At 53.2% G+C, this 25,046-nt stretch carries 21 protein-coding genes and 2 pseudogenes; 7 read left to right on the top strand and 16 right to left on the bottom strand.

What is annotated here, in order from left to right:
* The first annotated feature begins 37 nt into the window (after positions 1-37).
* Together ACYZTX_RS18900 and ACYZTX_RS18895 are read left to right on the top strand one after the other, a co-directional pair.
* Positions 38-1,324, top strand: coding sequence for an NAD(P)/FAD-dependent oxidoreductase (locus tag ACYZTX_RS18900; protein WP_462035356.1), 1,287 nt, complete (start codon positions 38-40; stop codon positions 1,322-1,324).
* Between the two features lie 525 nt (positions 1,325-1,849).
* Positions 1,850-2,398, top strand: coding sequence for a cupin domain-containing protein (locus tag ACYZTX_RS18895; protein ID WP_007895886.1), 549 nt, complete (start codon positions 1,850-1,852; stop codon positions 2,396-2,398).
* Between the two features lie 128 nt (positions 2,399-2,526).
* Here ACYZTX_RS18895 and ACYZTX_RS18890 read toward each other — a convergent pair whose 3' ends face one another.
* From ACYZTX_RS18890 to dapF, 13 genes and pseudogenes are all read right to left on the bottom strand, one after another.
* Positions 2,527-3,594: a hypothetical protein gene (locus tag ACYZTX_RS18890; protein ID WP_462035355.1), complete on the bottom strand. Its 1,068-nt coding sequence runs from the start codon at positions 3,592-3,594 to the stop codon at positions 2,527-2,529.
* Between the two features lie 13 nt (positions 3,595-3,607).
* Positions 3,608-3,820, bottom strand: a complete 213-nt coding sequence (locus ACYZTX_RS18885; protein ID WP_462035354.1) for a hypothetical protein — start codon at positions 3,818-3,820, stop codon at positions 3,608-3,610.
* A gap of 233 nt (positions 3,821-4,053) precedes the next feature.
* The gene (locus ACYZTX_RS18880; protein ID WP_462035353.1) at positions 4,054-5,031 is read right to left on the bottom strand and encodes a DUF4917 family protein; all 978 of its coding nucleotides are present in this window, start codon (positions 5,029-5,031) and stop codon (positions 4,054-4,056) included.
* Between the two features lie 267 nt (positions 5,032-5,298).
* The gene (locus tag ACYZTX_RS18875; RefSeq protein WP_462035352.1) at positions 5,299-7,392 is read right to left on the bottom strand and encodes a DEAD/DEAH box helicase; all 2,094 of its coding nucleotides are present in this window, start codon (positions 7,390-7,392) and stop codon (positions 5,299-5,301) included.
* A 1-nt stretch (position 7,393) separates the two neighbouring features.
* On the bottom strand, positions 7,394-8,320 hold the full coding sequence (locus ACYZTX_RS18870) for a HamA C-terminal domain-containing protein (RefSeq protein ID WP_462035351.1): 927 nt from the start codon (positions 8,318-8,320) through the stop codon (positions 7,394-7,396).
* 659 nt (positions 8,321-8,979) lie between these two features.
* Positions 8,980-10,404: an IS1182 family transposase gene (locus ACYZTX_RS18865; RefSeq protein ID WP_462035337.1), complete on the bottom strand. Its 1,425-nt coding sequence runs from the start codon at positions 10,402-10,404 to the stop codon at positions 8,980-8,982.
* A gap of 107 nt (positions 10,405-10,511) precedes the next feature.
* Positions 10,512-10,805, bottom strand: coding sequence for a fructose-bisphosphate aldolase (locus ACYZTX_RS18860; RefSeq protein WP_462035350.1), 294 nt, complete (start codon positions 10,803-10,805; stop codon positions 10,512-10,514).
* A gap of 679 nt (positions 10,806-11,484) precedes the next feature.
* The gene (locus tag ACYZTX_RS18855; protein WP_150657405.1) at positions 11,485-11,703 is read right to left on the bottom strand and encodes a PLD nuclease N-terminal domain-containing protein; all 219 of its coding nucleotides are present in this window, start codon (positions 11,701-11,703) and stop codon (positions 11,485-11,487) included.
* 202 nt (positions 11,704-11,905) lie between these two features.
* Entirely contained in the window at positions 11,906-13,057 is a 1,152-nt protein-coding gene (gene argE / locus ACYZTX_RS18850) for an acetylornithine deacetylase (RefSeq protein ID WP_462035349.1), read from the bottom strand.
* Positions 13,054-13,736: pseudogene (locus ACYZTX_RS18845) on the bottom strand (DUF1028 domain-containing protein). The gene argE and the pseudogene ACYZTX_RS18845 overlap by 4 nt, the downstream one beginning before the upstream one ends.
* A gap of 166 nt (positions 13,737-13,902) precedes the next feature.
* A complete protein-coding gene (locus tag ACYZTX_RS18840; RefSeq protein ID WP_201202981.1) occupies positions 13,903-14,319 on the bottom strand; it encodes a RidA family protein in 417 nt (138 codons plus the stop codon).
* Between the two features lie 19 nt (positions 14,320-14,338).
* Positions 14,339-15,388: pseudogene (locus ACYZTX_RS18835) on the bottom strand (flavin-containing monooxygenase); the annotation flags it as partial.
* 35 nt (positions 15,389-15,423) lie between these two features.
* A complete protein-coding gene (gene dapF, locus ACYZTX_RS18830) occupies positions 15,424-16,242 on the bottom strand; it encodes a diaminopimelate epimerase (RefSeq protein WP_462035348.1) in 819 nt (272 codons plus the stop codon).
* 262 nt (positions 16,243-16,504) lie between these two features.
* Between dapF and ACYZTX_RS18825 the strand changes: the two genes are divergently transcribed.
* Entirely contained in the window at positions 16,505-19,135 is a 2,631-nt protein-coding gene (locus tag ACYZTX_RS18825) for a bifunctional diguanylate cyclase/phosphodiesterase (protein WP_462035347.1), read from the top strand.
* A gap of 158 nt (positions 19,136-19,293) precedes the next feature.
* Positions 19,294-19,767: a GNAT family N-acetyltransferase gene (locus ACYZTX_RS18820; RefSeq protein WP_462035346.1), complete on the top strand. Its 474-nt coding sequence runs from the start codon at positions 19,294-19,296 to the stop codon at positions 19,765-19,767.
* A 4-nt stretch (positions 19,768-19,771) separates the two neighbouring features.
* Here the strand turns inward: ACYZTX_RS18820 and ACYZTX_RS18815 are convergent, their stop codons facing one another.
* Positions 19,772-20,197 (bottom strand): hypothetical protein, encoded by a 426-nt coding sequence (locus ACYZTX_RS18815; RefSeq protein ID WP_462035345.1) that lies wholly within the window; start codon positions 20,195-20,197, stop codon positions 19,772-19,774.
* Positions 20,198-20,396: 199 nt separating this feature from the next.
* Here ACYZTX_RS18815 and ACYZTX_RS18810 point away from each other — a divergent pair, with 199 nt between their 5' ends.
* Genes ACYZTX_RS18810 through ACYZTX_RS18800 form a run of 3 tightly spaced genes read left to right on the top strand, consistent with a single transcriptional unit; the run spans position 20,397 to position 21,933 of the window.
* Entirely contained in the window at positions 20,397-20,768 is a 372-nt protein-coding gene (locus ACYZTX_RS18810) for a PH domain-containing protein (RefSeq protein WP_449646159.1), read from the top strand.
* A 36-nt stretch (positions 20,769-20,804) separates the two neighbouring features.
* Positions 20,805-21,485: a DUF2268 domain-containing putative Zn-dependent protease gene (locus ACYZTX_RS18805; RefSeq protein WP_462035344.1), complete on the top strand. Its 681-nt coding sequence runs from the start codon at positions 20,805-20,807 to the stop codon at positions 21,483-21,485.
* Between the two features lie 25 nt (positions 21,486-21,510).
* Positions 21,511-21,933: an HD domain-containing protein gene (locus tag ACYZTX_RS18800; RefSeq protein WP_462035343.1), complete on the top strand. Its 423-nt coding sequence runs from the start codon at positions 21,511-21,513 to the stop codon at positions 21,931-21,933.
* 95 nt (positions 21,934-22,028) lie between these two features.
* Here ACYZTX_RS18800 and ACYZTX_RS18795 read toward each other — a convergent pair whose 3' ends face one another.
* Positions 22,029-23,705 carry an MFS transporter gene (locus ACYZTX_RS18795; protein WP_462035342.1) on the bottom strand — a complete coding sequence of 559 codons (1,677 nt, stop codon included), beginning with the start codon at positions 23,703-23,705 and terminating at the stop codon, positions 22,029-22,031.
* A 218-nt stretch (positions 23,706-23,923) separates the two neighbouring features.
* The gene (locus ACYZTX_RS18790; RefSeq protein ID WP_462035341.1) at positions 23,924-24,832 is read right to left on the bottom strand and encodes a serine hydrolase domain-containing protein; all 909 of its coding nucleotides are present in this window, start codon (positions 24,830-24,832) and stop codon (positions 23,924-23,926) included.
* Positions 24,833-25,046: the final 214 nt, after the last annotated feature.

Raw genomic sequence — 25,046 nt, 5'->3', positions numbered from 1 at the left:
GGTCGCCGGCAGATGCCGGCGGCCATCGGAGAAACGTATGAAACAAACAACACATGTAAACAGCTACTACGCCGCCACCCGCAACTTCACCGGTGACTTCCCGGTGCTGGAACAAGCGGTGGACTGCGACGTCTGCGTGATCGGCGCCGGCTACACCGGTTTGTCCTCGGCGCTGTTCCTCGCCGAAGCGGGTTACAGCGTGACCGTGCTCGAAGCCGCCAAAGTCGGTTTCGGCGCCAGCGGTCGCAACGGCGGCCAACTGGTCAACTCCTACAGCCGCGACGTCGATGTCATCGAAGAACGCTACGGCGACAAAACCGCCGAAGTCCTCGGCAGCATGATTTTCGAAGGCGCCGACATCATCCGTCAGCGCATACAACACTACGACATCCAGTGCGACTACAAGCCGGGCGGCATCTTTGCTGCGCTGAACAAGAAGCAGCTCAAAGGCCTGGCCGAGCAGAAAAGCAGTTGGGAACGCTACGGCAACAAGAACCTGAAAATGCTCGACGCGGCTGACATCCAGCGCGAAGTGGGTTGCGACAACTACGTCGGTGGCCTGCTCGACATGCAGGGCGGCCACATTCACCCGCTGAACCTGGCCCTCGGCGAAGCCTCGGCCATCATCGGCCTGGGCGGCAAAATCTACGAGCAATCCGCTGCGGTGGAAATCACCTACGGCGAACCGATCACCGTACGCACCGCCAAAGGCGTGGTGCGCGCCAAGTACCTGCTGATCGCCGGCAACGCCTACCTGCCGCAGGGCCTCGACAATCGCGTGACCAGCAAAAGCATGCCCTGCGGTTCACAAATCGTCGTCACCGAACCGTTGTCCGAAAAGGTTGCGCGCAGCCTGATCAAAAACAACTACTGCGTCGAAGACTGCAACTACCTGCTCGACTACTACCGCCTCACCGCCGACAACCGCTTGCTGTACGGCGGCGGCGTGGTCTACGGCGCCCGCGAACCGGACGACATCGAGCAACTGATCAAACCGAAAATCCTCAAGACCTTCCCGCAACTGAAGGACGTGAAGATCGACTACCGCTGGACCGGCAACTTCCTGCTGACCATGTCACGCATGCCGCAATTCGGCCGCATCGAGAAAAACGCCTACTACATGCAAGGCTACAGCGGCCACGGCGTCACCTGCTCGCACCTGGCCGGCAAACTGATCTCGGAAATGATCCGCGGCGACGCCGAACGCTTCGATGCCTTCGCCTCGCTCCCGCACATGCCAATGATCGGCGGCCGCACCTTCCAGGCCCCCCTCACCGCCATGGGCGCCGCGTACTACGCACTGCGCGACCGGTTCGGCATCTAAGCCCGGAGCAGATAATGTAGTAACACCACAGATCAAATGTGGGAGCGGGCTTGCTCGCGAAGGGGCCCTGTCAGTCGCCATTGAAGTGGCTGACACACCGCTTTCGCGAGCAAGCCCGCTCCCACAGTAGATCTGTGGTGTACACAAAATTTGTGATCGACCGGGACCAACCTGTGGGAGCGAGCCTGCTCGCGAAGACGGCAGCACAGTCAGCATTAACACCGCCAGACACACCGCAATCTCGAGCAGGGACTAACGGTGTGCACAGGCTCAGCAAACACCGCCGATCAAATGTGGGAGCGGGCTTGCCCGCGAAGAGGCCATACCAGCCGCCATCAACATCGCCTGACCCACCACCAAAGGCCTTTTTACCCACCCATACATCGAACCTGCTGAGCAACACCACCAAACGTGATTTAATACCCGCCTTTCAAATTTCCGGGACAGGGAAGCGGTGTTTTTCGCGGCCAAAAGTCGCCCGCCATCCACCCCCATAACCCTTAAGTATCTTCGCATAAGGCTGTCATGGACACGGGCTCACGACTCAAACTAGTACGCGAAAGCTACAAACTGTCCCAGCGCGAGCTGGCCCGGCGTAGCGGCGTCACCAATGCCACCATCTCCCTGATCGAACAAAATCGCGTCAGTCCCTCCGTCAGCTCCCTCAAAAAACTGCTCGAAGGCATCCCCATGTCCTTGGCGGACTTCTTCACCTTCGACCAACCGCCCCGCGAGCACCAATACGTGTTCCGCGCCAATGAGCAGCCGGATCTCGGCCGTCATGGGCTGCGGTTGCTGCTGATTGGCGCTTCGGTGCCGAGTCGGCAGATGCGGTTGTTGCGCGAGCAATACGCGCCTGGGGCGAGTTCGGGGGAAGAGCCGATTGTGCACTCGGAAGGGGAGGAGTGTGGGCTCGTCACACGTGGGACGGTTGAGCTGACGGTTGATGGGCAGATTAGTGTGCTCAACGCTGGGGATGGGTATTACTTTCCAACGACACTGCCGCATCGGTTTCGGAATATTGGGGCGGATGAGGCTGAGATTATTAGTGCGAATACGCCGGCGAACTTCTGATGCTACGACGGCTTCGGTGGCTGCCTTGTTAGCAAAGCAGCCATAAAGATGAACAATTCTTTTTGTGGTCGCGTTACCTTCGACGCAACTCTAATTAGCTCAGTGCTCTTGCATTATGAGCTGGTTATTTATTTGTCTTCTGGCAACCCAGCCTTATGAATTAGCTTCATGGGGTCATGCTTTGTCATTTTTAAAAGTTCGTCGAGGGTACTAGGGAATATAAACGAATAGTACGGCTCTCCACGCTTATTAATGTGTCTAGTTAAATTGTCCTCATCGAACACCAGGAGCGCGCCGTTTGGCAGTTTTATTTGCAGTTCAATCAATTCGGTTTTTCTTCTGAGATCGCCCACCTCAGAAGCTGTAAAACCCTTTCGAGCATCACTAGCCCAGTTGTAAAGTTGGACTATCATGGTGCTGTTTAATAAGTCCAACACTGAGACTATTTGCCCGTTTCCTTTCCACTGTCTACTTGTTCCAGACACTTTAACCGGTTTAAACTCGGTGTGTGCGTCCAAAATTTTCCCTTTGAGGAAAACAGTGTTTAATGTTGCGAATTCGTTGAGGTTGAAATTCGGTATTCCTTTGAACTTAAGATCATACCACATGCATGGGTTGTTAATTTCTATCGTTAAATCATATGCGTACTTAGGGCTTATGGAGTAATCAAAGTTACTGGTGTCAATAGCGGACTTAAAAAAAATAATAGAGGTATCCTGACTGCATGTAGCTTCAAGAAAGGCTCTATTAGCTCGGTTTTCTGAAGTCGGCATTGATTGCGAGCCGAAGCTGGTTTTCAATAGGCTAATTTTATTTTTTAATGAGGTGTCGAACTTTTTAGCAAGATTTTCAGATGCTTTTTCTAATGCTGAAAGGAACGGAGTTATAGTTTTTAACTTTAAGTCTGGCCTTAGACTGATAGAAATTACAAGGGGGGAGAGTGGGGTAAGATTTCTATTTGCATTTTCAAGCAATAAGTTGTTCTGTTGAAGTAGTTTTATGCTTTCTTCTTCATCTTTTGCGTCGCTTTGAAGCTGTAGAGCGCCAGATGTAGCTGCGCAAATAAGTATTCCGAAAATGCATATCCAACCATGGAAAGATACCTTTTTATTGGTTGTTCTTAAGTTGAAGAAACTCCCATAAACCCCAAGCATGGCTGCAATGACTAACGAAGCAAATTTTATGAATTCTAACATTGTCTTGAGCTATTCAGTTAAAAGAAAAAGTCATCGTTTTTTTGTCCGTTTTTCCGCGAATTACTTTAAAGCCGCTTCCTTGTATTTTTAACAATCGAGCAGCTTCCGACTGAGTGGGGAATATAGCTACGACGCGATTTGATACTATTTCTATCAATGCCCATGAGATAGTGTCGCTACTTTGGCTTTTAGCAATAGATTGAGAGATGGCTAAACGGTCAGTCATAAAGGCTTCTTGTAATAGCGACATTTCGACGAAATAAGCAAGCGTTTGCTTCTTTTTTGGAAAAAATTTCCGCCTCGCTTTCCTGCTACTTCATATATTGTCAAAAATGAGAGGCGGTTATCGCGTAAGTTTTGCTGAAAATATAAATTTGTCAACTTTTTTGTGGGGGGCGGAATCCACCAATGTAATGAATGCTCGGCGCGGAACATCAAGTTTCACGCCTGTATCGTATCTCAGTTTATCCAGCAGCCCTCACTAGCGGAGTCGAAGAAGTAAATTTCTCGAATCCCAATCCCGCTCAAAGTTTCTTCAACTCGCTGTATATAAGCAGCATCATTATTTCTAACTGATACTGCAACACGAGATACGTTTGATCGCTGTAATTGGCTGAGTATATGTTGATCTTGTATTGAAAGATTCCAACCGTAGATAACTAGTGACTCCTCGAGCGAAGGCATAACTTCCCGATAAACACGTTGAAGATAAGATGAACTTTCGATAGCCGACTTTTTGTGCTCCGCTGTTCCTTCGCATACAAATAAGGGAATTGCGCCACGCCCTTCCCATCTTTGTAAAATCACGTCTAGTAAGCGCTCATCACCACCGGCCAATTTTACCTCGCTGCCCTCTGGGGTACGGGTGAGAATCAAATTGCCGTGAGGATAGAAAACCAGGGTTGCTCTTTCGGCGCCAAATGGTTCTCTGAGTGACTCCCAATCATCGCGAAAGGTAGCAGGCATGAAGCCATCTTTGAACCAACGACCCAATGTCCTGTTACCGAACATGATTGACCAATATACAATTAAGTCGTAATTCAACGAGATGACAGAGTCAAATCTTTTGAGAAACCGATAAATATTAGGCAAATGATCTTCAGCATCCGCATATGTCACGTGTGTTTCGCGCACGGTCTGAATCAACGCAGTACGAACCTGTTGATAGGCTTGTTCAACAGCGCCAGGCTGATTCCCAAATGCTTCATTGACCAGTGAGGTATACCAAAGTCGCCTAAGAACCAATTCAAAGTCAAAGGTATTGAACTGTTCAAAAACCGTACGAACGGGTCCATCAAGAAACCCCAACTGGTTAGCAGCATCATACAGCGAGCCGTATCCAAAGTCAGGATGGACAGCCATGCTGGCTCCATTCCCTAAAAGAACCGTGTGGTTAAAGTTTTCGCGAATCTCTCGCCATTCAACAATATTAGGCATGACCTTTCCCTAGTAGGATCGTGGAGTCAGAACGCTATCAGCCCTATCAAAGCCTGTCCATAATCCCGCATTGCAAATAACTGCAAAGGGGACTGTTTTAATTCTACTTTGACCTGCAGTCTAGAAGGACGCGTCGCGGCCAAAAAATAAATGTCAACTATTTTGGTTCTGCTTTTTATGCCGGGTAGGATTAATGTTTAGTTTTATTATTGAATAAGGTAACAGGTTTCTGAATTAAATAAACCTATCACCTTTTTAACGTGTCGATTAAAACTCACGATTACTAATGCCTTCAAAAAAATATTTGAGAATGTAGATTTCGAAATAAGTCAGGTTTTCAGTATGACTTCTGATTTGTGACAATCCTAATTTATTGAACTCATCTATTGTTTGATGGATTGTGAGATCTTGTGTTTCAAAATCCAAAACTCCCGATTGATGGAGCTTTTTGGAAATCATTCTTGGTAATCCATACTCTTCAAGTTGATAGACTATCGAAGGTAGAAAGGCATGTGCAACCTTTGAGGCGAAGGGGGAAATATCTATGTTTGCCTTTTTCAGTATTACTTTTTGCAAGGTGTTAACATCTTTCAGTAGCGATGAGAGTTTGAATGTCGCATTTTTTTCTAATTTAAAGAAAAGGTTAACATCTATTCTGTGTTTTTCCAGTTCTTTGAGTAGTTGCGGGATGCTCCTGCTCCAGTTTTTTGAAAGGACTTGTACGAAGGCTACAAATCTACTGTGCTCAATTTCCCAGCTACCAGGTTGAAATTTTATCAGCTTATACAAATACGGCTCCCATGCATGAGTCTCATTGGAGTTTAAGTAAGAGAGACCACGCCAATCATTGGGGTGTTCATATATGTCAGTTGCAATAGCTTTCACTATTGAACCGCTACACTGGAGTGAATTGTTATTCTGAAAGTTTTCAAAGTTACTTGTGCCTATGATTTCGGATAGTTCTTCTCGATAGGCGATAATTTTCCCTATTTGCTCTTTCGTTAAATCACCTTTGTAGTCCTGTTCGTTAATGTCGCTGAGAAGAGCTTCCGGCAAAACTAAATCTAGAGAGGTATCAATTGATTCAGGAGGTTTTTCTAGGATGTAGACATGACCTATAAAATGCTTAAACATTCGACCGCTACGACCAATGATATTCTTATAGGTAAAGTCATTCAGCTTAGAGCTGCCGTTTTTATTTCTCCAAATAACTACGTTTTCCGCCGATGTGTTGACGCCTTCAATAATTGAAGACGTGGAAATAATATTTTTAAGTCCCTTTGGTTCTTCGAATAGCTTAATTTGAATTTGACTTAAGGAACGATGCAGCTGCCCGTTATGAATGCCAGTAGATTTTTTGATGAGTTCGACGAGGATCCAAGAACTAGAATAGTTCTTCGAGACCCATTTTGAGAACTGGTCAAGTAGTTTGCTTTCTGTCTCGGATAGAGCACTAATTGTTAAGTTAGACACTTTGTCTATGTCTGCATACGTCCCCGCGTATATTAAAGTTTTTCCAGTATTGTTTTTTAGTATTTTTCTTAAGGCCTTGTTTTTTTCTAGTTCGCTATCGATATCTTTGTATAAGTCATGCTTTTCCAGGAATACCGTATTGAAATCAAAAGAAACGAACCGCATGCCTTTCGTGAACGGGTTTTCGGTAAGCTTTGATATGTTGGGGGCCAAAAAATATCGCTGTTTTGAAATTGCACCGAGATTTATTATTGATTTTATCAGTGCAGCTGACCGTTCCTTGTCGAAAGTTGCACTTGCCTTGTAAAATTCATCAACTACTAAAATGTCAATTTCTTGAAGCTTCGGGATATAAGTAATTGCACGTTCTTGTGGGAATATGAATATATTTTTCTCGCTAGGAGTGGCCTCAGTAGTGGTTATTATTTTGTATTCATTTGAAAACTTAGTATGGAGCCTGCGACGGGTTTCGTCAGTAAGAGCAATGGTTGGTACAATAATTACTACATTTTTTGGTCTCTTGAGCGAAATAAATGAATCGATGACGAAGCTTTTTCCAAAGCTGGTCGGAGCGCTAATGGCCAAGCTTTCTCCATTCAGTAGAGCCTTGAGTAGGTATGACTGCTCTCGATGCAAAGTAAGAGGCGTTGCAGCGCCTGTATCTACCTTAAAGGCCTCATATATATATCTATCCTGCCAAGTAGCTGTTTCTTGTTTTATGTATGGGTAAAGCCCTGTAGATCGTATCAAATGATTTACTAGTGGGCTGTAGTCAATGTCGTTTGCTTCGTGATAAGCCAAAAGTTTTATAAGTGAATTTCTCGCATCGTTTTCACGATTTGAATTGATTAAATCGTTGATGTCGGAGCAGTGTGTGAATATGTCCATATTACTGTTCCTTGTAATGTTTTACATTGGATAAGAATTTGTCGACTATTTTTTTCTTTGAGGGCACAGGGAATAGAATGATGTGAAAACAGATTTCGCTATATTTATGGGAGCTCTGCATTTTTAATAATTGTTTTTTAAAGTAAGCAGTAGCTCTTTCTTTCTGGTGCTGTATTATACTGTTCTTGTAGCTTTGATTCATTTCTGTCTGTGCATTGGTAATGTTGCATTCATATAATAATAAGATGGGTATATTTATTTTGCTTTTCAGGGAGTCGATCGACTCTTGGGGGGACAACGCCTCCCTAATGCGTGAGCACATAGGCTTGTCGTCGATGATAAGGTCGATATCATTGACGTTTATAATTATTGAGTTTTCTTTTTTTAACTTGCCTGTTTTTATGGAGTTGGCTACTGAATCAACAATTCTGTTGAGGTTAACGTCTTCTATGCTGGTATAGAATTTCGCTTCTCCAAACCAAATAGTGAAATCATCTTTGGTTACTACAATGTGTACGCTGTCCGCCCCTTTCGCGTTGTCTTGAGGATTCTGTTTATAAAATATTTTTGGGACAACTGGTAAAGCGTTAAAATGATGTTTCATCACGCCATACAGAATAATTTCTGCAAGCTCACTACCTTCACCTATTTTATCTTTGTCAGTTAGCCTAAGATTTTGTGCTGCAGCAGTGAGTAAAGAATGATTAACTAGACTGTCGCGCTCTCTTTGAGAGAGGGCCGTCTCGGCAATATTGTCCCAAATAAAGTTTTGAAAGTGAGAGAATCTCCATTCGCCATCTTCAAAATTATTCAAGAGCCCAAGAACTTTTTTATTCTCTATAGGGGTTAAGCCTACATCCAAGTTGAAGCTTTCGAAAAAATCGTCAATTAGGATTTCGAAATTCAATTTCTTTTGAATTTTTTTCATTTTATGCTCGTTGCAGACTTGCTTAAGGTTAAGCATATCCGGTCTAGCAATAATGATTCGACCGACATCGACTTATGTTTAGTGCTATAAGGGTTATTTTGGCCTAGTTTTGGCTGAGGAAAGAAGGGTTTTTGCGAAGCGCTAGCGGCGAAGAGATATGCGTGATTTTCGTAACTTAGACCAGTGTTACTAAAGCTAGGTGATACGCTTGGGATGCGTGAGTGGGAATGGTTCTCAAAACTATTCATGTGACGTAATGCTAGGGGTGGTTTTTCATTGAAATATTCTTCTAATCCATTCATAAGCTAAGTCCTTTTCCCCCAATGAAGACCGTAGAGCTTCGCTCGTTCGGATCCGCACCATCATAGCGTCATGACACTATGATATCACTAGCCGAATCGTATGCCTGCGAGAGCCGCGCTTTTACCCGAAAGCTGCAAGCTGCGATCGACCTATCCTGCCCCCGAAGGTCAAAAAAAATAAAAGGAATGGTTTATTTTAAAAGCAGATTTATTTTTATCAAAAAACGGTTGAGAAACCGGCAATAAAAAACCCGCATCAATCAGACTGTGTGAAAACGCAGTTCGCAGCGGCTTAAAGCAAATGCCCCGACTTGTCGGGGCATTTGCTTTTCTGGAATGTAAAAAACAAAGGGCCTCTCAGCCCATCAGCGCTATCAGCTTCCGTGCTCCCAGCACCTGGATAGCCCTTCTCAAGTTGTAGGCCTGTACCGCCAGCGCCATTTCTGCGCGAGTCCCCTTCAGCTGGCGCAGCAAAAACCGGCCGTTGCCGAAGATCCAGTGCTTCAGGTTGCCGAAGGGGTGTTCAACGATGGATCGGCGATAGACCATCATCTCGGGATGGGCCTTCATCCGCTGTTCCATTCGCTCAAACGCCGCTTCATGGGCATGGCGCATCAGATAGCGACGCTTAGCCTTGGTGCAGCGGCTTTTCAGCGGGCATTTCCCGCAGTCGCTGATGGTCGCTTGGTAGATTCGATCCCCTTTGTTCAGTTGTTTCAGTGTCAGTGGTTTGCCAGCGGGGCACTGATATTGATCGGTATCTTTGTTGTAGCTGAAGTCTGTCCGGTCAAAATACTGCTCCTCACCACTGGTAGGGTTGTTGGCTCTGTTGGGCGGAACAAAAGCGGTGATCGCCGCGTCCTCGCACGCCTGGAACTGGGCGCCATTGGAATAACCTGCATCCGCTGTGACGCAGAGTTTTGATTGCTGCAGCTCGTCTTTAGCGGCCTTGGCCATCGGTTCGAGTTGGCGGTTATCGGTGCCTTCCTGAGTGACTTCGTGGTGCAAAATCAGGCAGTGCTTCGCGTCCACAACACTTTGAACGTTGTAAGCCACCAGCGGGACGGAGGCCGTTCGCATTTTTTGCGCATCGGACTCGCCAACAACGTGTTGAGCCAGACCTTGAGCTTGCATCAGCGCTTGGCAGGTCTGGTTATTGGCCTTTTTTACCTGCAACTCGGCCAGCGCGGCCTGTACCGCTGAGCGGTCGATCGACTCTGCTTCTTCGTCGCGATCCGCTTCATCGAGTTGCGCCAGGTAACGCGCAATCTTCTTGTCGAGCGCCGCTTCCCGGTGCTGGAGTTTTTTCGGTGTCAGGTGTTTGCGGCTGGAAGCGACCGCCTGAAACTTGCTGCCGTCGATGGCCACCAACTCTCCGGCAATCAGACCAGCCTGGCGGCAGAATCGAACGAAGGCACGACAGGTTGCGGTGAACGCGGCACTGTTGTCGCGCCGAAAATCAGCAATGGTTTTGAAGTCAGGTGCCAGTCGGCCCAACAACCACATGACCTCCACATTGCGCCGACACTCGGCCTCAAGTCGCCGCGAAGAACGAATGCGCTGAAAATAGCCGTACAGATAGAGTTTGAGCAGATCGGCGGGATCGTACGAGGGGCGCCCAGTGGCCTTGGGTCTGGCTTTATCAAAGCCCAACTGCTCAAAGTCCAGAAGAGCAATGTAGGCTTCGATCACCCGTACCAGATGATCGTCGGGAATGAGCTCGTCCAGCGAGAGTGGAAAAAGCGCGCTCTGGGAGCGGTTTTCACCTTGGATATAGCGCATAAAAAAATGCCCGTATCTTGCGATACGGGCATTTTCTTCAACCGGTGAGCAGATTGCTAGGTTTTCACACAGTCTGAACAATGCGGGTTTTTTCGGCTGAAATGTCGTCACTGACCCTTAGGCGAATCAAACCCCCGTTGCTCAATCACTTGAAACACATCGCTCACATCCTGGACCATGATCCGGGCGATGTTGGTGACGGTGTTAATGTCGTTTTCGGCGTAGTCGGGGAGGCTGGTGCAGGCCATGAGGTGCAGGTATTTAAGGACGGCGTTGAGGCGTTCGCTGACGCAGTTGTGGAGTTCGCGGAGCGGGGCGTCACTGTCGATGAGGAGGACGGGGTAGTCGGTGGCGAACTGGGACATGGGGGTGAACCGGCGAGGCGGGTTGTTCATTGTCATTGGATAAGATTCTTTATGAAGGAATGAACTGCCACCTTTTTGCTGCGAAACAAAATGGGTGGCAACTGTGCGCGGGTTCGCAGACCAGGAAAGAATCAAACCCGGCAGACTCGAAAGTCTCCCACGCACAGCCGCCATAAACTGCGACGCAGGCGAAGCTCGCCTGGGTGTCTTATGACGGTGCCGGCTGATTCTATTCTGTAGGGCTGCGAAACCCAATCGCTAACTGCGGTCAGCGACGCGTCGAATATAGGCGTCGATTTTGGTGGCTGCAAACGGGTGTGTAGGACGTAAATTCGGGTTTTGTGGCTGATGGCGGAGCCTGTATTCGGCAGAGAAACAGTCGGGAATCAGAGGTTGTTTAGTGTCAGGTGGACCTTGCGTGGCGGGTTTGCGGCTGCTGCGCAGCCGGACGCAGGCTTCGCCAGCTGCTACAGGGGTTGGGTGTTGTTTAACTGATCGGCAGGGTTTGGGTCGGCTTCGCCGCCCAGCGGGAGCAAGCTCCCTCGCCACAGAGGGCGGTTTCCTACAAGATTTTCGGATCGGAAGATCAGAAGATTTTGTCTTTCGGTGGCTTCCACGCTGATCGAATGCTTGGAAACAACAAAGCCCCGAATCTTCGGGGCTTTGTTCTTTGAGTTTGCGCAGTTCCAAAATCCTTACCGCACACCCTCCGACGTCATTGCCTGGCCTGCGGTGAATGCGGGTTGTGGTCGGTGTGTTTCGGTCCCGCCAATGCCCACGCTATCAGCCCGAACAGCGGTACAAAGACGATTACCACCATCCATACGAGTTTGTTGCTGGATTTGCCTTCGGCTTTTCGCACTTTGTTGATTGCCCATAACTCGACCAGCACAAGAATTGCGGCGAGTACGATCCAGATGGTTTCGGTTTGCATTAGTCACCTCCTGATAGTCATTCAGTTAGGTGGGCAGGTGTGGGCGGGGTTCATTAAATTTGGGAGCTTTGTGGAGATGGCGGGCAAAGCGAAAACGGGCTTGCTCGCGAAAGGTGTGACAGTCGACATGGATGTTGAATGTCATGGCCTCATCGCGAGCAAGCCCGCTCCCACAGGGATTTAGGGGTATTCAAAATCTTCGTTATTCGCTGATTGATAGCAGCATTCGCCGCAGTATTTCATCGCAGCCGTTCAGTTGATCGAGGCTGACGAATTCGTCCGGTTTATGGCCCTGGTCCATGCTGCCGGGGCCGCAGACGACGGTGGGAATGCCTGCTGCGTTGAATAGGCCGCCCTCGGTTCCGAAGGCCACGGTACCGAACTCCCGTGAGCACGAAAAAGCGGCGATCAATTCAGCGGCTTCGCTGTGTGCGTCGGTCGCCAAACCGGGGTACGCCGACAATTCGCTGAAGCGGATTTCGCTCTGTTCACTCACGGCACGCATGCGCGGCAAAACCTGCAGTTCGGCATAGGCCTTCAGCTCCTGCGCAACCTCGCTCGGATCATGCGAGGGCAGGGCGCGGATTTCAAAGTCGAAGCGGCAATCGGCGGGGACGATGTTCAACGCCTTGCCGCCGGAAATCGCGCCGGTTTGCACCGTGCTGAACGGCGGATCGAAACGCGCGTCGTGATGTTCCGGCGCTTTGAGCCGGTTGCCAATCCGCCCCAGTTCACCGATCAGTTCAGCGGCGTATTCAATGGCATTGACCCCGAGTGGTGCGTACGCCGAATGGCACGCTTCGCCATGAATATCGCAGCGCATCGCCAGTTTGCCCTTGTGACCGAGCACCGGTTTGAGCTCGGTCGGCTCGCCAATGATGCACAGCATCGGTTTAACCGGTCGCTGTTCCAACTCCGCCAGCAACGAGCGGACGCCCAGGCATCCGACTTCCTCATCGTAGGACAGCGCGATGTGCACCGGCAGCCGCAGCGCGGCCATCACCAGCGACGGGACCAGGGCGAGTACGCAGGCGATGTAGCCTTTCATGTCCGCCGTGCCGCGCCCGTACAGTTTGCCGTCGCGCTCGGTGAGCTCGAACGGCGCAACGGTCCACGGCTGGCCGTCGACGGGCACCACGTCGGTGTGCCCCGACAGCACGATGCCCGGCCGATCCGCCGGGCCAATGGTCGCGAACAGGTTGGCCTTGCTGCGCTGATCGTTGTAGACCAGTTCGCAAGGCACATCGAAGCGTTCGAGGTAGTCGCGGACGAACTCGATGAGGTGCAGGTTTGATTCGCGGCTCGTGGTGTCGAACGCCACCAGCGTTTTCAGCAAATCGAGGCTGTTGCTCATCGATCGTCTCCAGCGACACCGTAGCCAGGGGATTTGTCGGGGGCGAGGGCGCGGTCGATGTAGTCCTGAACCTGTGGGCGATAGGCGTTCCAGAGTTTCTCGAGCTGGCCGATTGGATCGTGATCCGCCCAATCCACCCGCAGGTTGATGATCGGCCAGGTCAACTCGCCGACCACCACCACCGCCGCCGAATGCACCGGCCCGGCTTCGCCGCCCGCCGCGATGGCGGCTTTCATTGCGGCCAGCAAGCGGTCGGTCAGTTGACCTTCGCCATGCTCGAACGCCTGGACCATGGCCTCGATCACCGACCGATCCGCCAACATGTTGTGTTGCCGGCGGCCACGCATTGCTCGCCCGACACGGCGTTGTGGTTGCCCAACGTTTCCGAGCCGCTGAAGTGCGCGGTGCGGCCGAGATGGTCAATCGCGGTGATCTGGCGATATTGGCTGTAGCCGTTGCGGGTCAGGACTTTGTCCAGCGCCTCGGCAGGCGCGAGGCCTTGCTCCATGAGGGCGAGGGCTTCCGGGCCGAGCGACGGCAGGGTGATGTTTTGTGTGGAGACGGCGCCGACACCCGGCAGCAGCCAGGGGCAGCGTGCGCCGACGGCGATGCTCGAGGAACTGATCGCAATGCCGAACTGACCGGTTTCGGGGCAACGGACGGCGATGGAGAAGGTCATGGTTTTACTCCTTGGTTTGCCTTGGCAAATGAGGTGTCTGGGCGGGCCCCTTCGCGAGCAGGCTCGCTCCCACATTTGATCTGTGTCGCTCACATATTTTGTGTTCGCTGAAGATCCCCCTGTGGGAGCGAGCCTGCTCGCGAAGGCCGCGCCTCGGTCTACTTCCTTACTCAGGAATCACCGCAATCACATCAATCTCCATCAACCACTGCGGCTGACCCAGCGCCGAAACCACCAACCCGGTCGAAATCGGAAACACCCCTTTAAGCCATTTGCCAACTTCCTGATACACCGGCTCGCGGTAACGCGGATCGATCAGGTAAGTGGTGGTTTTGACGATGTGGCTGAGGTCGCTGCCGGCCTCTTCCAGCAACTGTTTGACGTTGCGCATGGCTTGCTCGGTTTGCGCGCGCGGGTCACCGAGGCCTACCAGTTTGCCTTCGAAATCAGTGCCGACCTGACCGCGAACATAAACGGTGTTGCCTGCCCGAACGGCCTGGCACAGGTCGTTGTCCAGGCTCTGGTTCGGGTAGGTTTCTTTGGTGTTGAACATGCGAATACGGGTATGGGTTGGCGTGGACATTTGAAGCTCCTGAAAAGTCTTAGGCGCTGACAGTGGTTTTATGGGCGACCGGGGCGGATTCAGCCTCGCGTTGCGCCGAATCGTGGTAGTCGAGGTACGAACGCTGGATGGCGATGTGATCAGCCACGTACTTGGCATCGTGCCAAACGCCCCAGATGAACGAAGAGCCGCGCCGCGACTACCACGGCAGGCCGAGGAAGTACACGCCAGGCTCGCTCGACACGCCGCGCTGGTGCTGCGGCTTGCCGTTGTCGTCGAAGGCATCAACCTTGAGCCAGCTGTAATCCGTGGCAAAACCGGTGGCCCAGATGATCGAAGTCACGCCGGCCTTGGCCAGGTCGAGTTCAAGAATCGGGTTGGTCACGCACTCCGGATCCGTGAAGGTGTGGCGCGCTTCAGGCTCTTCCGGCAGGTCCAGGCCGTTGCGCTCGATGTAGGCATCGGCGGCATTGAGCAGCGCCAGATAGTTCTCATCGCCGCGAGCGAGGTTGTCGGCAAGGTTCGGCTGAAAGGTCGCCACGGCGCCGTTGAACGATTGGGTCAGGCCAACGAGCGTCATGCCGCGATGGGCGAGACCACGGAAGTCCACCGTGCGGCCGCCATGCGCACCGCTCACCGCGATGGTGACGTGTTCCCGGCCGGGTTTCATGGCCGCCTGATCCCATTCACCCAGCACGCCCAACCACCAGCAGAAATCACGGTTGCGATAAGCGCGGGGAGGGCGATCGTGGGCGCCGACCGAGAGGTAAACCTTCTTGCCGGCACGCTGCAATTCATCGGCGATTTGCACGCCCGACGAACCGGCGCCGACCACCAGAACAGCACCTTCGGGCAGTTGCGCGGGGTTGCGATAGCCGGCGGAGTGGATCTGCAGGAATGGCTGATCTTTCGGCGCGATGGGCGGGATGACCGGACGCTGGAAAGGTCCGGTAGCGGCAACAACGCGGTTGGCCTCGATCATGCCTTCAGAGGTCTCGATGGTAAAGCCCCGCCGACCGACATTGCGCTCAACCTTCAGCACGTCCACGCCGGTGCGGACGGGGGCGTTGAATTTCTTGGCATAGGCTTGTGTCGCGTTGAGTCACGGGATCAATGCCAAAGCAGCTATAAAACCTGTAATAAGCTATCCGTGATTATTCCCGAAAAAGTTGTCTCTACCGGTCCGATGAGAAAGACAGGACCCACGCCATCCCATTGAACCGTTACGGTTCCGCCATCACATTCAACCTCAACGGAATGGTCTAACAAGCCACGACGAATCCCATTAACAGCGGCGCCACAAGAGCAGGAACCTGAACCCAGCGGAATACCGCCCCCGCGCTCCCAAATGCGCAATCGAATGTGATTTCGGTTAATGATCTGGACGAAATGCACGTTCGTCCTGAGGGGGAATAGGGGGTTGGTTTCGATTGTCGGTCCGTTTGTCGCTATATCAACGGCTGTTAGATCATCGACAAAATAGGTGCAGTGCGGATTTCCCATGCTGCAAGCTGTTGGGTCACCGGCAAGGGGCAAAACAGCAGTATCCAGTTCCAGAGCCAGGGGAATATCCGACCAGCCGAAAAGTGGCTCTCCCATGTTGACGGAAATTGCGCCGGTTGAGGTTCGTTCGCAAGTGAGTAGACCGCGGTTGGTTCGCAGCGCTATCAAAGTCATATTTGATTCGCGCATCAGCCTATCTGCGGCGCCCCGCGTTGCGCTGCCACAGGCATCCAGCGTGGAGCCATCTGCATTCCAAAACATCAAGCGCGCATCTGCATCATCGCAATCGAGCACCACCGCGAGTTGATTGAATCCGATGCCTCGGTTCCGATCACCCATTCGCCGAGCCATGAGACTTGTCATTGGATTGGCCGAGTTTCGCGAGTCCACAATAACGAAGTCATCGCCATTGGCGTGCATCTTATGAAAACTCAGCGGCATAAATAGATCCTGGCGACGAGACATGCGGTGAATGTTTAAAGGCGATCAAGCCGCATTCGCCTAACTTTTGCAAGTTGGGGCTGGACGCTCAGGCGGGTCGGATGCTGGCGGTGCTGGCGGTGCTGAAGCTGAGCGCAGGACTTGAAAACTGTAACCGGCAGCGGGGAGATGAGCCCGGGTGACACATGGTCACTCACCCTTCAGCAACTGCAGCCGATAACTTGATATGCAGCCGACTTGCCTCAACGACCAGCGGGAATCCATGTCGAACAATCTCCCTTCTATCCCCCGCACACCGAGCGATCGTTCAAGCGTATCGCTGGCACGCGCTTCTCTGTTCAAGTTTGCGGGTCTCTTGGCGGGCGTTTTTTTCCTTGCCAGCTATTCACTGGTTTATCTTGCGCATGATTTAGACCGAACGGAGGAGGTCGAAAGTGCTTTCTACACGAAGAAGGCCATGCAATCGCTGGAAAAATCGCTGCGGTCGACCGTCAAGGATTACGCATTTTGGGGTGAAGCTTACAAGCACCTGCATGTTGAGATGGACGCTGACTGGGCGTACGTACGACAAAACGTCGGGACAACGCTTTACACGGATTTTGGATTTCCGGGCTTGTTTGTCCTCAACGACGTCAATCGCACTGTTTACTCTGTGCTCAAGGGTGAGTTGAAATCGGTTGAAGTCGAGGAGTGGCTCGAGCAGTCCATTGACGCGATTCTCGTAAAGGCCCGTGAAGGCGCGGAAACGGAAACGCCGACAACCGCCTTCATTCTCGTTGGAGGCGTTCCAGCCTTGGTCGCGGCCGCGGCGATTACGCCGGGAACTGACCCGACAGTGGTACCTGATGACAGGTCGCCGTCGGTGTTGATGTTCGTCGACATTCTGGACAGCGCCAAACTCGAGACGATAGGCAGGGATTACGGGGTGAATGGCCTGCACATTGCCACTTCTGACGAAATCGGCAAAACGTCTGTCTTTCCATTGGGCGAGAACGGTACTGCCGGTAGTGTGCACTGGCGTCCGTCCAGGCCAGGTCTGCGGTTATTGGGACTAGGGTTGCCATTGATCGGCATCGCCGCGCTCTTGGTGTGGCTGATGACCTGGGCCATCTTGCGTCGCACGACCGCGGGTGCACAGGCGCTTGACACCAGCTACACATCACTGCAAAGCAGTCAGGCTGCCCTCGCCACCAGCGAAGCGCGCTTTCGCGATGTCGTTGAAGCCAGCTCGGACTGGGTATGGGAAATAGACGCCGATTGGCGTTTCACCTATCTATCCGAGCGATTTGAGGATGTCACTGGGCTCGCCAGGGACGCTTGGATTGGTGCGGCAATGGATGATCTGCTGAGCACCGAATTAGGCACGTTATCTCAGTGGCTCAGCATCCCGAACCGTCGCGCGGATATCAGTGTTCAGTGCCGCTACGTCGATACTAAAGGCCAAGAGAGAATCACGCGTCTTTCGGCGCGAGAAATGGCCGGTGGAGGATTCCGGGGTACTGCAACTGACGTCACCGAGGAAGTCGAAGCCCGTCGCAGAATCGAATTTCTCTCACAGCATGACGCGCTTACCGGGTTGCCTAACAGGACACGGCTTCAGGAGTTTCTTGACGGTAAACTCAAGGCTTTGCCAACGGTAAAACAACCGCTGGTCATGCTCAGTCTGGACCTGGATCGATTCAAGCCGGTGAATGACCTGTTCGGACATGCGGCAGGTGATCTGGTACTCAACGAAATATCGAGTCGCCTGGCTGAACGCGTGCGCCACGGGGACCTTGTCGCCCGGGTCGGGGGTGATGAGTTTGTCCTGATCCTGACCGATGTGAGCTCCCAGGAAGAAGTCGAGGCGCTATGTCGCCGCCTGATCGAGTCCATCGAGCGACCTATCGAGATCGAAGAGCAGGAAGTGTTTGTCAGCGCCAGTATTGGCATCGCAATGGCGCCAAATGACGCTCGCGAGGCTACGGAGCTGCTTCGCTATGCGGATATTGCGTTGTACGAAGCCAAGGCCGGCGGTCGTAATACATGGCGCTTTTACGCAGGCGATATGAACGCGAAGATCATTGAGCGCCGCCGTTTGGAAAGCGACCTGCGTTTTGCGATCAAACACGGAGAGCTGCGGTTGCATTTCCAACCGCGCTATCGCATCGCTGACGGTCAGATGGTCGGTGCCGAGGCGTTGGTACGCTGGCAACATCCTGAGCGTGGTTTGATATCACCCGACAGGTTCATCCCCATTGCGGAAGAAAGCGGGCTGATTCTTTCCTTGAGCAACTGGGTCATCGATACCGCCTGCAGGTACGCCGCGCGGTGGCCGGAAAGTCTGTTCGTATCGATTAACCTTTCGCCCATCGAATTCAAGCGAGGCAATTTGGTAGAGCGCCTCCAGAAAATACTCTTCGACTCTGGAATCGCTCCCGCCCGAGTAGAGCTGGAAATTACCGAAAACGTCATGCTCGAAGATGCTGAAGGTGCGCTTGAGATAATGCGTACGCTCAAACGCCTCGGCGTGCGCATATCCATGGACGACTTCGGAACGGGATATTCTTCGCTGAGCTACCTGCGGGCCTTCCCATTCGATGGCTTGAAAATAGACCGCAGCTTTTTAAACAGGCTGGGTGAAAGCGAGGGTGACAAGTCGATCATCCAGGCCATTGTGGGCTTGGGCCGCGCGTTGTCGCTCACCGTTACCGCAGAGGGCATTGAAACAGCCGAGCATCTGAAGTTACTGAAAGCGGTGTCGTGTGACGAAGGTCAAGGCTATTTCTTGAGCCGGCCGCTCGATACTTGCGCGTTCAACACTTTGGTGGGGAGCTTAGATGATCGGGTGGTGTTTTCTACCTCCGCTTCAAATTTGACAAGCCAGCCCTCCACCAACACTATCTGCCTATGACCTACACACCCCGCATGCACATGATGCATTTCTCCATGACCGCTTCTGGCGGGCCATGAGGTCATGCGTGCTTAGAATCTGACGTATTACCCAAGGCCCCGCCAGAAATGGACGGGGCTTTTTAGTTCTCCGTCCGCCACTGGCTAACGGAGATTGAAATGTTAGAGATTAAACGAGCCCGTCACGGCGATTGCCGGACGGCATTCGACATTCGCCTTCAAGCGATACGGTATCAATGCATCGGCGCCTATACCCCGCAGCAACTGGAGGTCTGGACGTCAGGGGCAGCCGAGGACGGATATTGCGACCTGATGGAAAAACACTTTTATCTGGGGTGTATTCAAGGGGAACCGGTGGCGACAGGCATGCTTGATCTGGAGAGGCGCGAAATCGGCGCGATCTTTGTCCTGCCTGGCTTTATGCAGCGAGGCGTCGGCAAACGCATTCTCGATTACCTTGAATGCCTGGCACGGGATTTTGGGCTGGTGGAAGTTAAACTGGACGCTACGTTAAACGCTGCTCAGTTTTACCGGCGATGCGGTTTCGTCGGTGAGCAGACGGCTATTTACCACTCGCCCTCCGGCCTGCAACTCGCTTGCATTCCAATGGTGAAGGGGCTGTTGCGTTCTTGAACAGCTACTTCGCTTTCCAGTGACCACCGCCCGACTCGCAATCAATCTTCGCCTGACTCAAATGCTCAGCGTTGTAGTAATACGTAGTCACTTGAGCATTGTCGGGAATGTTGAGCGATTTGCTATTCTTGTCCTTGCTGGTTGAGTGAGGGTTGGCCAGCGATTCTTGCGTCAACGTCGCGATACACGTGGCCTGAGAATGACCGGCGCACTGTTCGACTTTTTTCTTGGTGCTGGTCAGCATTTCCTTGCTCTCGTTGCTGCATGACCAATCGATGGCGTTCACCGGCATGCCTTCGTACTCATAGCAACTATGAGATTCCACCACCGGAACGGAAGGGCTTTGAGAGCGGGTCAGCACGTCACAGCCTTCAGCCATGACCAGGGTGGGACTGAGGCTGGCAAGCAGAAACAGCAGTCTACTGTTCATCGGGATTTCCTCTCCAATGGCGCCTTGTTTGATTAAAGATCAGCGCTGATAGGGTTTCGAAAACACGATGAGGCGCCGGGTTCAATTCCTTTTTTAGATCCGCTGTTGGAGGGGGCGCAAAAAGCGCAGACCCGATGGTATGCTCGCCGCGCCACACGCTGGCAATCCAGGGAACACTCTTTAAGGAAGGGGATGGCGGATGATCGATTTCAACAACAAAGGCTTTTTCAAACTCAAGCAAAACAACGAGTACGCGGAGCGAGTCACCGCGCTGCTGTTGGACGGCGAGCAGGTTATTGATGCCTATAAATCCATGCGCGACGGCGTGGTGTTTACCGATAAACGAATCATCGCGGTCAACGTACAAGGCATCACCGGCAGCAAAAAAGACTTCACTTCTTTACCTTACAAAAACATCGTCGCCTACTCCGTGGAAACCTCGGGCACCTTCGACCTGGACTCTGAACTGGAAATCTACTTTTCGGCGCTGGGCAAAGTGAAGTTTGAATTCACCGGTAGGACGTCGATGGTCGAAATTTCGAAGCTCATCTCAATGCATCTGTTGGGCTGAGTTTTTAGGCTTCGTGGCAATTTTTCAGAGGTAACAATGGAAGCATGGACACTGCATTGGCTGGAAGCCTCAGGAAGCCTTGCCGAACTTCGTTCTGATTTGATCAGCGAATTTGACGCCGCTTACAAGACGGTCTCTCGCCTGATTACCCCTGCGCGACTCGATGTGTTGATTCAAAGGCTCCCTGGCGAGACCATTCCTGAAATGGGCCTCATGGGACGAGCTTATCGAAGCTCAATGTTTACGATGACCATCGATCCGGACAACCCGAATTTGTTGGCAAGCCTGCGCACGGGCACGCTGCATCGACAGATTGTCCATGAAGTCCATCATTGCTTGCGCATGGCGGGCCCTGGCTACGGTTGGACGTTAGGAGAAGCCTTGGTCAGCGAGGGACTTGCCGGACAGTTTGTCCGGCACTTGCTCGGTAATGACCCGGAGCCTTGGGAGTGTGCCGTCACCTGCGCCGATCTGCTTCGCTCACCTGTAGACCTGAAGACCCTTGAGTCCACGAACTACAATCACGCAGAGTGGTTCTTCGGTTTTGGTGCTCACCCGAAATGGCTTGGCTATACGCTCGGTTATGAGATGGTTGGGCGCTGGCTTGCGTCAGTGGGCGAAATCGAGGCGTCAACCTGGATCAACGTACCCGCACAAAATATTGTCGCCTCAGCGCTTGAGGAAGGCCTTGTGTTGCTCAAGCCCAACGACCGTTAAAGCATTCAAGCCTGGGAACTTCGAGATGATTCAAACACTGGAACGCGCCATTGCCATCGCCGCCACCGCGCATGAAGGGCAGGTCGACAAGGGCGGAAGTCCTTACATCCTGCATCCGCTGAAAGTCATGTTGAGGGTTACGACGCTGGAAGAACGCATCGTCGCCGTGCTGCATGACGTGGTCGAAGACTGCGGCATCAGCCTCGATGACCTGCGCAAGGAAGGGTTCAGCGAAGCCGTTCTGACGGCGATCGAATCGCTCACCAAAGTGCCGGGTGAGTCCTATGAGGCCTTCGTCGAACGCGCGGCGCAGAATCCCATTGGCCGGGTAGTCAAACTGGCGGACCTTGAAGAGAACAGCGATCTGTCACGGATTTCGCAGCCGTCGTGGGAAGACCTGGAGCGCATTGAAAAGTATCGACGGGCGATCGGCGTGCTGCGCTCGTAACGAGCCGAACAAATAGATCGGTCGCCATTTCCAATCTAGACCGTTTGATCGTTTCTGGATTGCCCTCTCCCGCACGGGAGAGGGCACGTGCCAGCCTAGGTGTGATGAATGTCCCGATCCTTGGTTTCCGGCAGGAAGAAGATGCCAAGAATCGCCGTCATCACCGCGATGACGATGGGGTACCAGAGGCCGTAGTAGATATCACCCGTGGCCGCCACCATGGCGAACGCCACCGTCGGCAGAAAGCCGCCGAACCATCCGTTGCCGATGTGGTAGGGCAGCGACATCGAGGTGTAGCGGATGCGCGCCGGGAAAAGTTCCACCAGCCAGGCGGCGATCGGGCCGTAGACCATGGTCACGTAGATCACCAGGATGGTCAGGAGCAGCAGCACCATCGGGTAGTTGGTCTTGGCCGGGTCGGCCTTCTCGGGGTAGCCGGCGTCCTTGAGGGAAGTGCCGAGGTTGGCGGTGAAGGCGTCGTTGCGAGTCTTGAAGTCGGCGGCCGGCATGCCGGTGCCCTCGAAGCTTGGGATCACCTTGTCGCCAATGCGCACCTGCGCGACGGCGCCAGGTTCAGCCTTCTCGTTCTTGTAGGGGATGGCCCTCTTCGCCAGCACCGTCTTGGCGAGGTCGCAGGAGCTGGTGAATTTGGCCTTGCCCACCGGGTCGAACTGGAACGAGCACTGGTCAGGATCGGCGATCACCGTGACCGGGTTCTTCTCCTGCGCGACGAACACGTCGGGGTTTCCGTATTGGGTCAACGCATGGAAGATCGGGAAGTAAGTCAGCGCTGCGATAATGCAGCCGGCCATGATGATCCCTTTGCGGCCGATGCGGTCGGACAGGCTGCCGAATATGACGAAGAACGGCGTGCCGATCAGCAGCGAGCCGGCAATCAGCAAGTTGGCGGTCTGCGGTTCTATCTTCAGCGTCTGCAGCAGGAAGAACAGCGCATAGAACTGCCCGGTGTACCAGACGACGGCCTGGCCGGCAGTACCGCCGAGAAGGGCCATGATCACGATCTTGAGATTGTCCCAGCGGGCGAAGGATTCGGTCAGCGGCGCCTTGGAGGACTTGCCTTCGGCTTTCATCTTCAGGAACACCGGCGACTCACTGAGTTGCAGACGGATGTACACCGAGACAATCAGCAGCAGGATCGACAGCAGGAAGGGAATCCGCCAGCCCCAGGCCTCGAAGGCTTCGGTGCCGAGGATGTTGCGGCAGGCGAGGATCACCAACAGCGAAAGGAACAGGCCGAGGGTCGCGGTGGTCTGGATCCATGAGGTGAAGTAGCCGCGCTTGCCTTTCGGTGCGTGTTCGGCCACGTAAGTCGCCGCGCCGCCATACTCACCACCCAGGGCCAGGCCCTGCAGCAGGCGCAGGATGATCAGGATGATCGGCGCTGCCACGCCGATGGTCGCGTAACCGGGCAGAAAGCCCACGATGGCCGTCGAGATACCCATGATGACAATGGTGATGAGGAAGGTGTGCTTGCGCCCGATCATGTCGCCCAGTCGGCCGAACACAATGGCGCCGAAGGGGCGTACGGCGAAGCCCGCGGCAAATGCGAGCAGTGCGAAGATGAAGGACGTTGTCTCATTGACGCCGGCGAAGAAGTGCTTGGCAATAATCGCAGCGAGAGAGCCATAAAGGTAGAAGTCGTACCATTCGAACACGGTGCCCAGGGACGAGGCGAAGATGACCTTGCGCTCCTCCTTGGTCATCCCGTGGTGGGGCGCACTGCCCGTGGATGTATTGTCGATTGCGGCCATGAGTCTTCTCCGTCGTTCTTGTTGTAGGCCGGAGTACCTCACTACCTTTTTGCCGCACCCAGGCCCTGGGGCTGATGTCGTCGGATGACGAATTGCGCGAAGCATGCACACAGGCTGACGGCCTCGCATCGCTGCAAGGTTTCATGAAGCATAATCACGTTCCGCCAGATATCCACTCTCCATCACACTCAACCCCAGGCTGACAAGCGGTTGAAGGGCTAATCAGCGCTGCGAGCTCTCACGCGAAGCGCTCCAAGGACTGCCGACAGGCGCTCGACAACGTCTGCTTCGACAACACCTTCGCTGGCGCCTTCATGAAAGACAGCGCAACTCGCCGTGTCGTCGCCATTAACGCAGCGATAGACCGCCACGACGCTGCCCGGACCGCCGCCGGTGTGTCCGCTCAAGATCAGGCCGCCTGCCACTGCGCCCTGCATCAGTCCGAGGCCGTAACCGGCAGACATCCAGGGGCGTCCGGGAATCGGGCCGCCGAGTACCCGTGCCGTTTGCATCGCTTGCAGCAGCGCGTTTGGCAGAAGGTTGCCGGCCAGCAGACCGTCCAGGCAAAGGGCGGCTTCCTCAAGTGGGCCGACGAGCAAGCCGTGATAGACCCAGCCGGGGTCGTAGGTTGGCGCGCTCCCCATGTTCACGCTCGCCAGATCGGCTGGCGTTTTGGCGAGGCGTACGCGGGATAAACCGAGGGGGGCGAACACACGCTCCGCCAGCGCTTCTTCAAGGGTGCGCCCCGTCACGCGTTCAATCAGTCGCACGACGAACAGGTAGCCGACGTTCGAATAGCGCCAACCGTCCCCCGGTGCGTAGCGCAGCCGGTTGGCATCAAGGCGTTGCAGCATTTCATCGGCCGACCAGGGCGTCTCATGGTGGGCTACGGCGTTGTGGTAGTCAGCGAGCTCGCCATAATCCGCCAGCCCGGCCTCGTGCCGCAGCAATTGGCGCAGCGTGAAGGGGCCTTCAGCCACGGTGTCGTCAAGGTCGATCAAGCCGTCACGCACCAGCGTTAGCGCGGTGGCGGCGAGCACGGTTTTGGTAAAGCTCCACCAGGGCACCGCTGAATCAGGCTGTTCAGGCGTGAGAGGTGAGCCGTTCGAAACCAGGGAAAAAAGCATGAGCCGACTCTGGACGGAGGAAGGTGCGCATTGCGCTTGGTTTACACCGATCAGGCGTGCCCCAACGCAATCGCAAACGAGACCACGATCATGCACGCAAAGGCAAAGTTTAGATTCATGAAGTTTTCATCCAAAGCATTTGAGATGACGCCATCTTGAACAGGTCACATAAAAATAAAAAATTCGGCTTCATGATTTGAATCATCGAAAGAAT

The sequence above is a fragment of the Pseudomonas sp. MDT1-17 genome (assembly GCF_054898105.1).
This window is presented reverse-complemented; position numbering and strand designations above follow the sequence as displayed.

What these genes read in the sequence shown, in the direction of transcription:
- ACYZTX_RS18900 (WP_462035356.1), top strand. Translation starts at nt 38, where the DNA reads ATGAAACAAACAACACATGTAAACAGCTACTACGCCGCCACCCGCAAC.
- ACYZTX_RS18895 (WP_007895886.1), top strand. Translation starts at nt 1,850, where the DNA reads ATGGACACGGGCTCACGACTCAAACTAGTACGCGAAAGCTACAAACTG.
- ACYZTX_RS18890 (WP_462035355.1), bottom strand. Translation starts at nt 3,594, where the DNA reads ATGTTAGAATTCATAAAATTTGCTTCGTTAGTCATTGCAGCCATGCTT.
- ACYZTX_RS18885 (WP_462035354.1), bottom strand. Translation starts at nt 3,820, where the DNA reads ATGACTGACCGTTTAGCCATCTCTCAATCTATTGCTAAAAGCCAAAGT.
- ACYZTX_RS18880 (WP_462035353.1), bottom strand. Translation starts at nt 5,031, where the DNA reads ATGCCTAATATTGTTGAATGGCGAGAGATTCGCGAAAACTTTAACCAC.
- ACYZTX_RS18875 (WP_462035352.1), bottom strand. Translation starts at nt 7,392, where the DNA reads ATGGACATATTCACACACTGCTCCGACATCAACGATTTAATCAATTCA.
- ACYZTX_RS18870 (WP_462035351.1), bottom strand. Translation starts at nt 8,320, where the DNA reads ATGAAAAAAATTCAAAAGAAATTGAATTTCGAAATCCTAATTGACGAT.
- ACYZTX_RS18865 (WP_462035337.1), bottom strand. Translation starts at nt 10,404, where the DNA reads ATGCGCTATATCCAAGGTGAAAACCGCTCCCAGAGCGCGCTTTTTCCA.
- ACYZTX_RS18860 (WP_462035350.1), bottom strand. Translation starts at nt 10,805, where the DNA reads ATGACAATGAACAACCCGCCTCGCCGGTTCACCCCCATGTCCCAGTTC.
- ACYZTX_RS18855 (WP_150657405.1), bottom strand. Translation starts at nt 11,703, where the DNA reads ATGCAAACCGAAACCATCTGGATCGTACTCGCCGCAATTCTTGTGCTG.
- argE (WP_462035349.1), bottom strand. Translation starts at nt 13,057, where the DNA reads ATGAGCAACAGCCTCGATTTGCTGAAAACGCTGGTGGCGTTCGACACC.
- ACYZTX_RS18840 (WP_201202981.1), bottom strand. Translation starts at nt 14,319, where the DNA reads ATGTCCACGCCAACCCATACCCGTATTCGCATGTTCAACACCAAAGAA.
- dapF (WP_462035348.1), bottom strand. Translation starts at nt 16,242, where the DNA reads ATGCCGCTGAGTTTTCATAAGATGCACGCCAATGGCGATGACTTCGTT.
- ACYZTX_RS18825 (WP_462035347.1), top strand. Translation starts at nt 16,505, where the DNA reads ATGTCGAACAATCTCCCTTCTATCCCCCGCACACCGAGCGATCGTTCA.
- ACYZTX_RS18820 (WP_462035346.1), top strand. Translation starts at nt 19,294, where the DNA reads ATGTTAGAGATTAAACGAGCCCGTCACGGCGATTGCCGGACGGCATTC.
- ACYZTX_RS18815 (WP_462035345.1), bottom strand. Translation starts at nt 20,197, where the DNA reads ATGAACAGTAGACTGCTGTTTCTGCTTGCCAGCCTCAGTCCCACCCTG.
- ACYZTX_RS18810 (WP_449646159.1), top strand. Translation starts at nt 20,397, where the DNA reads ATGATCGATTTCAACAACAAAGGCTTTTTCAAACTCAAGCAAAACAAC.
- ACYZTX_RS18805 (WP_462035344.1), top strand. Translation starts at nt 20,805, where the DNA reads ATGGAAGCATGGACACTGCATTGGCTGGAAGCCTCAGGAAGCCTTGCC.
- ACYZTX_RS18800 (WP_462035343.1), top strand. Translation starts at nt 21,511, where the DNA reads ATGATTCAAACACTGGAACGCGCCATTGCCATCGCCGCCACCGCGCAT.
- ACYZTX_RS18795 (WP_462035342.1), bottom strand. Translation starts at nt 23,705, where the DNA reads ATGGCCGCAATCGACAATACATCCACGGGCAGTGCGCCCCACCACGGG.
- ACYZTX_RS18790 (WP_462035341.1), bottom strand. Translation starts at nt 24,832, where the DNA reads ATGCTTTTTTCCCTGGTTTCGAACGGCTCACCTCTCACGCCTGAACAG.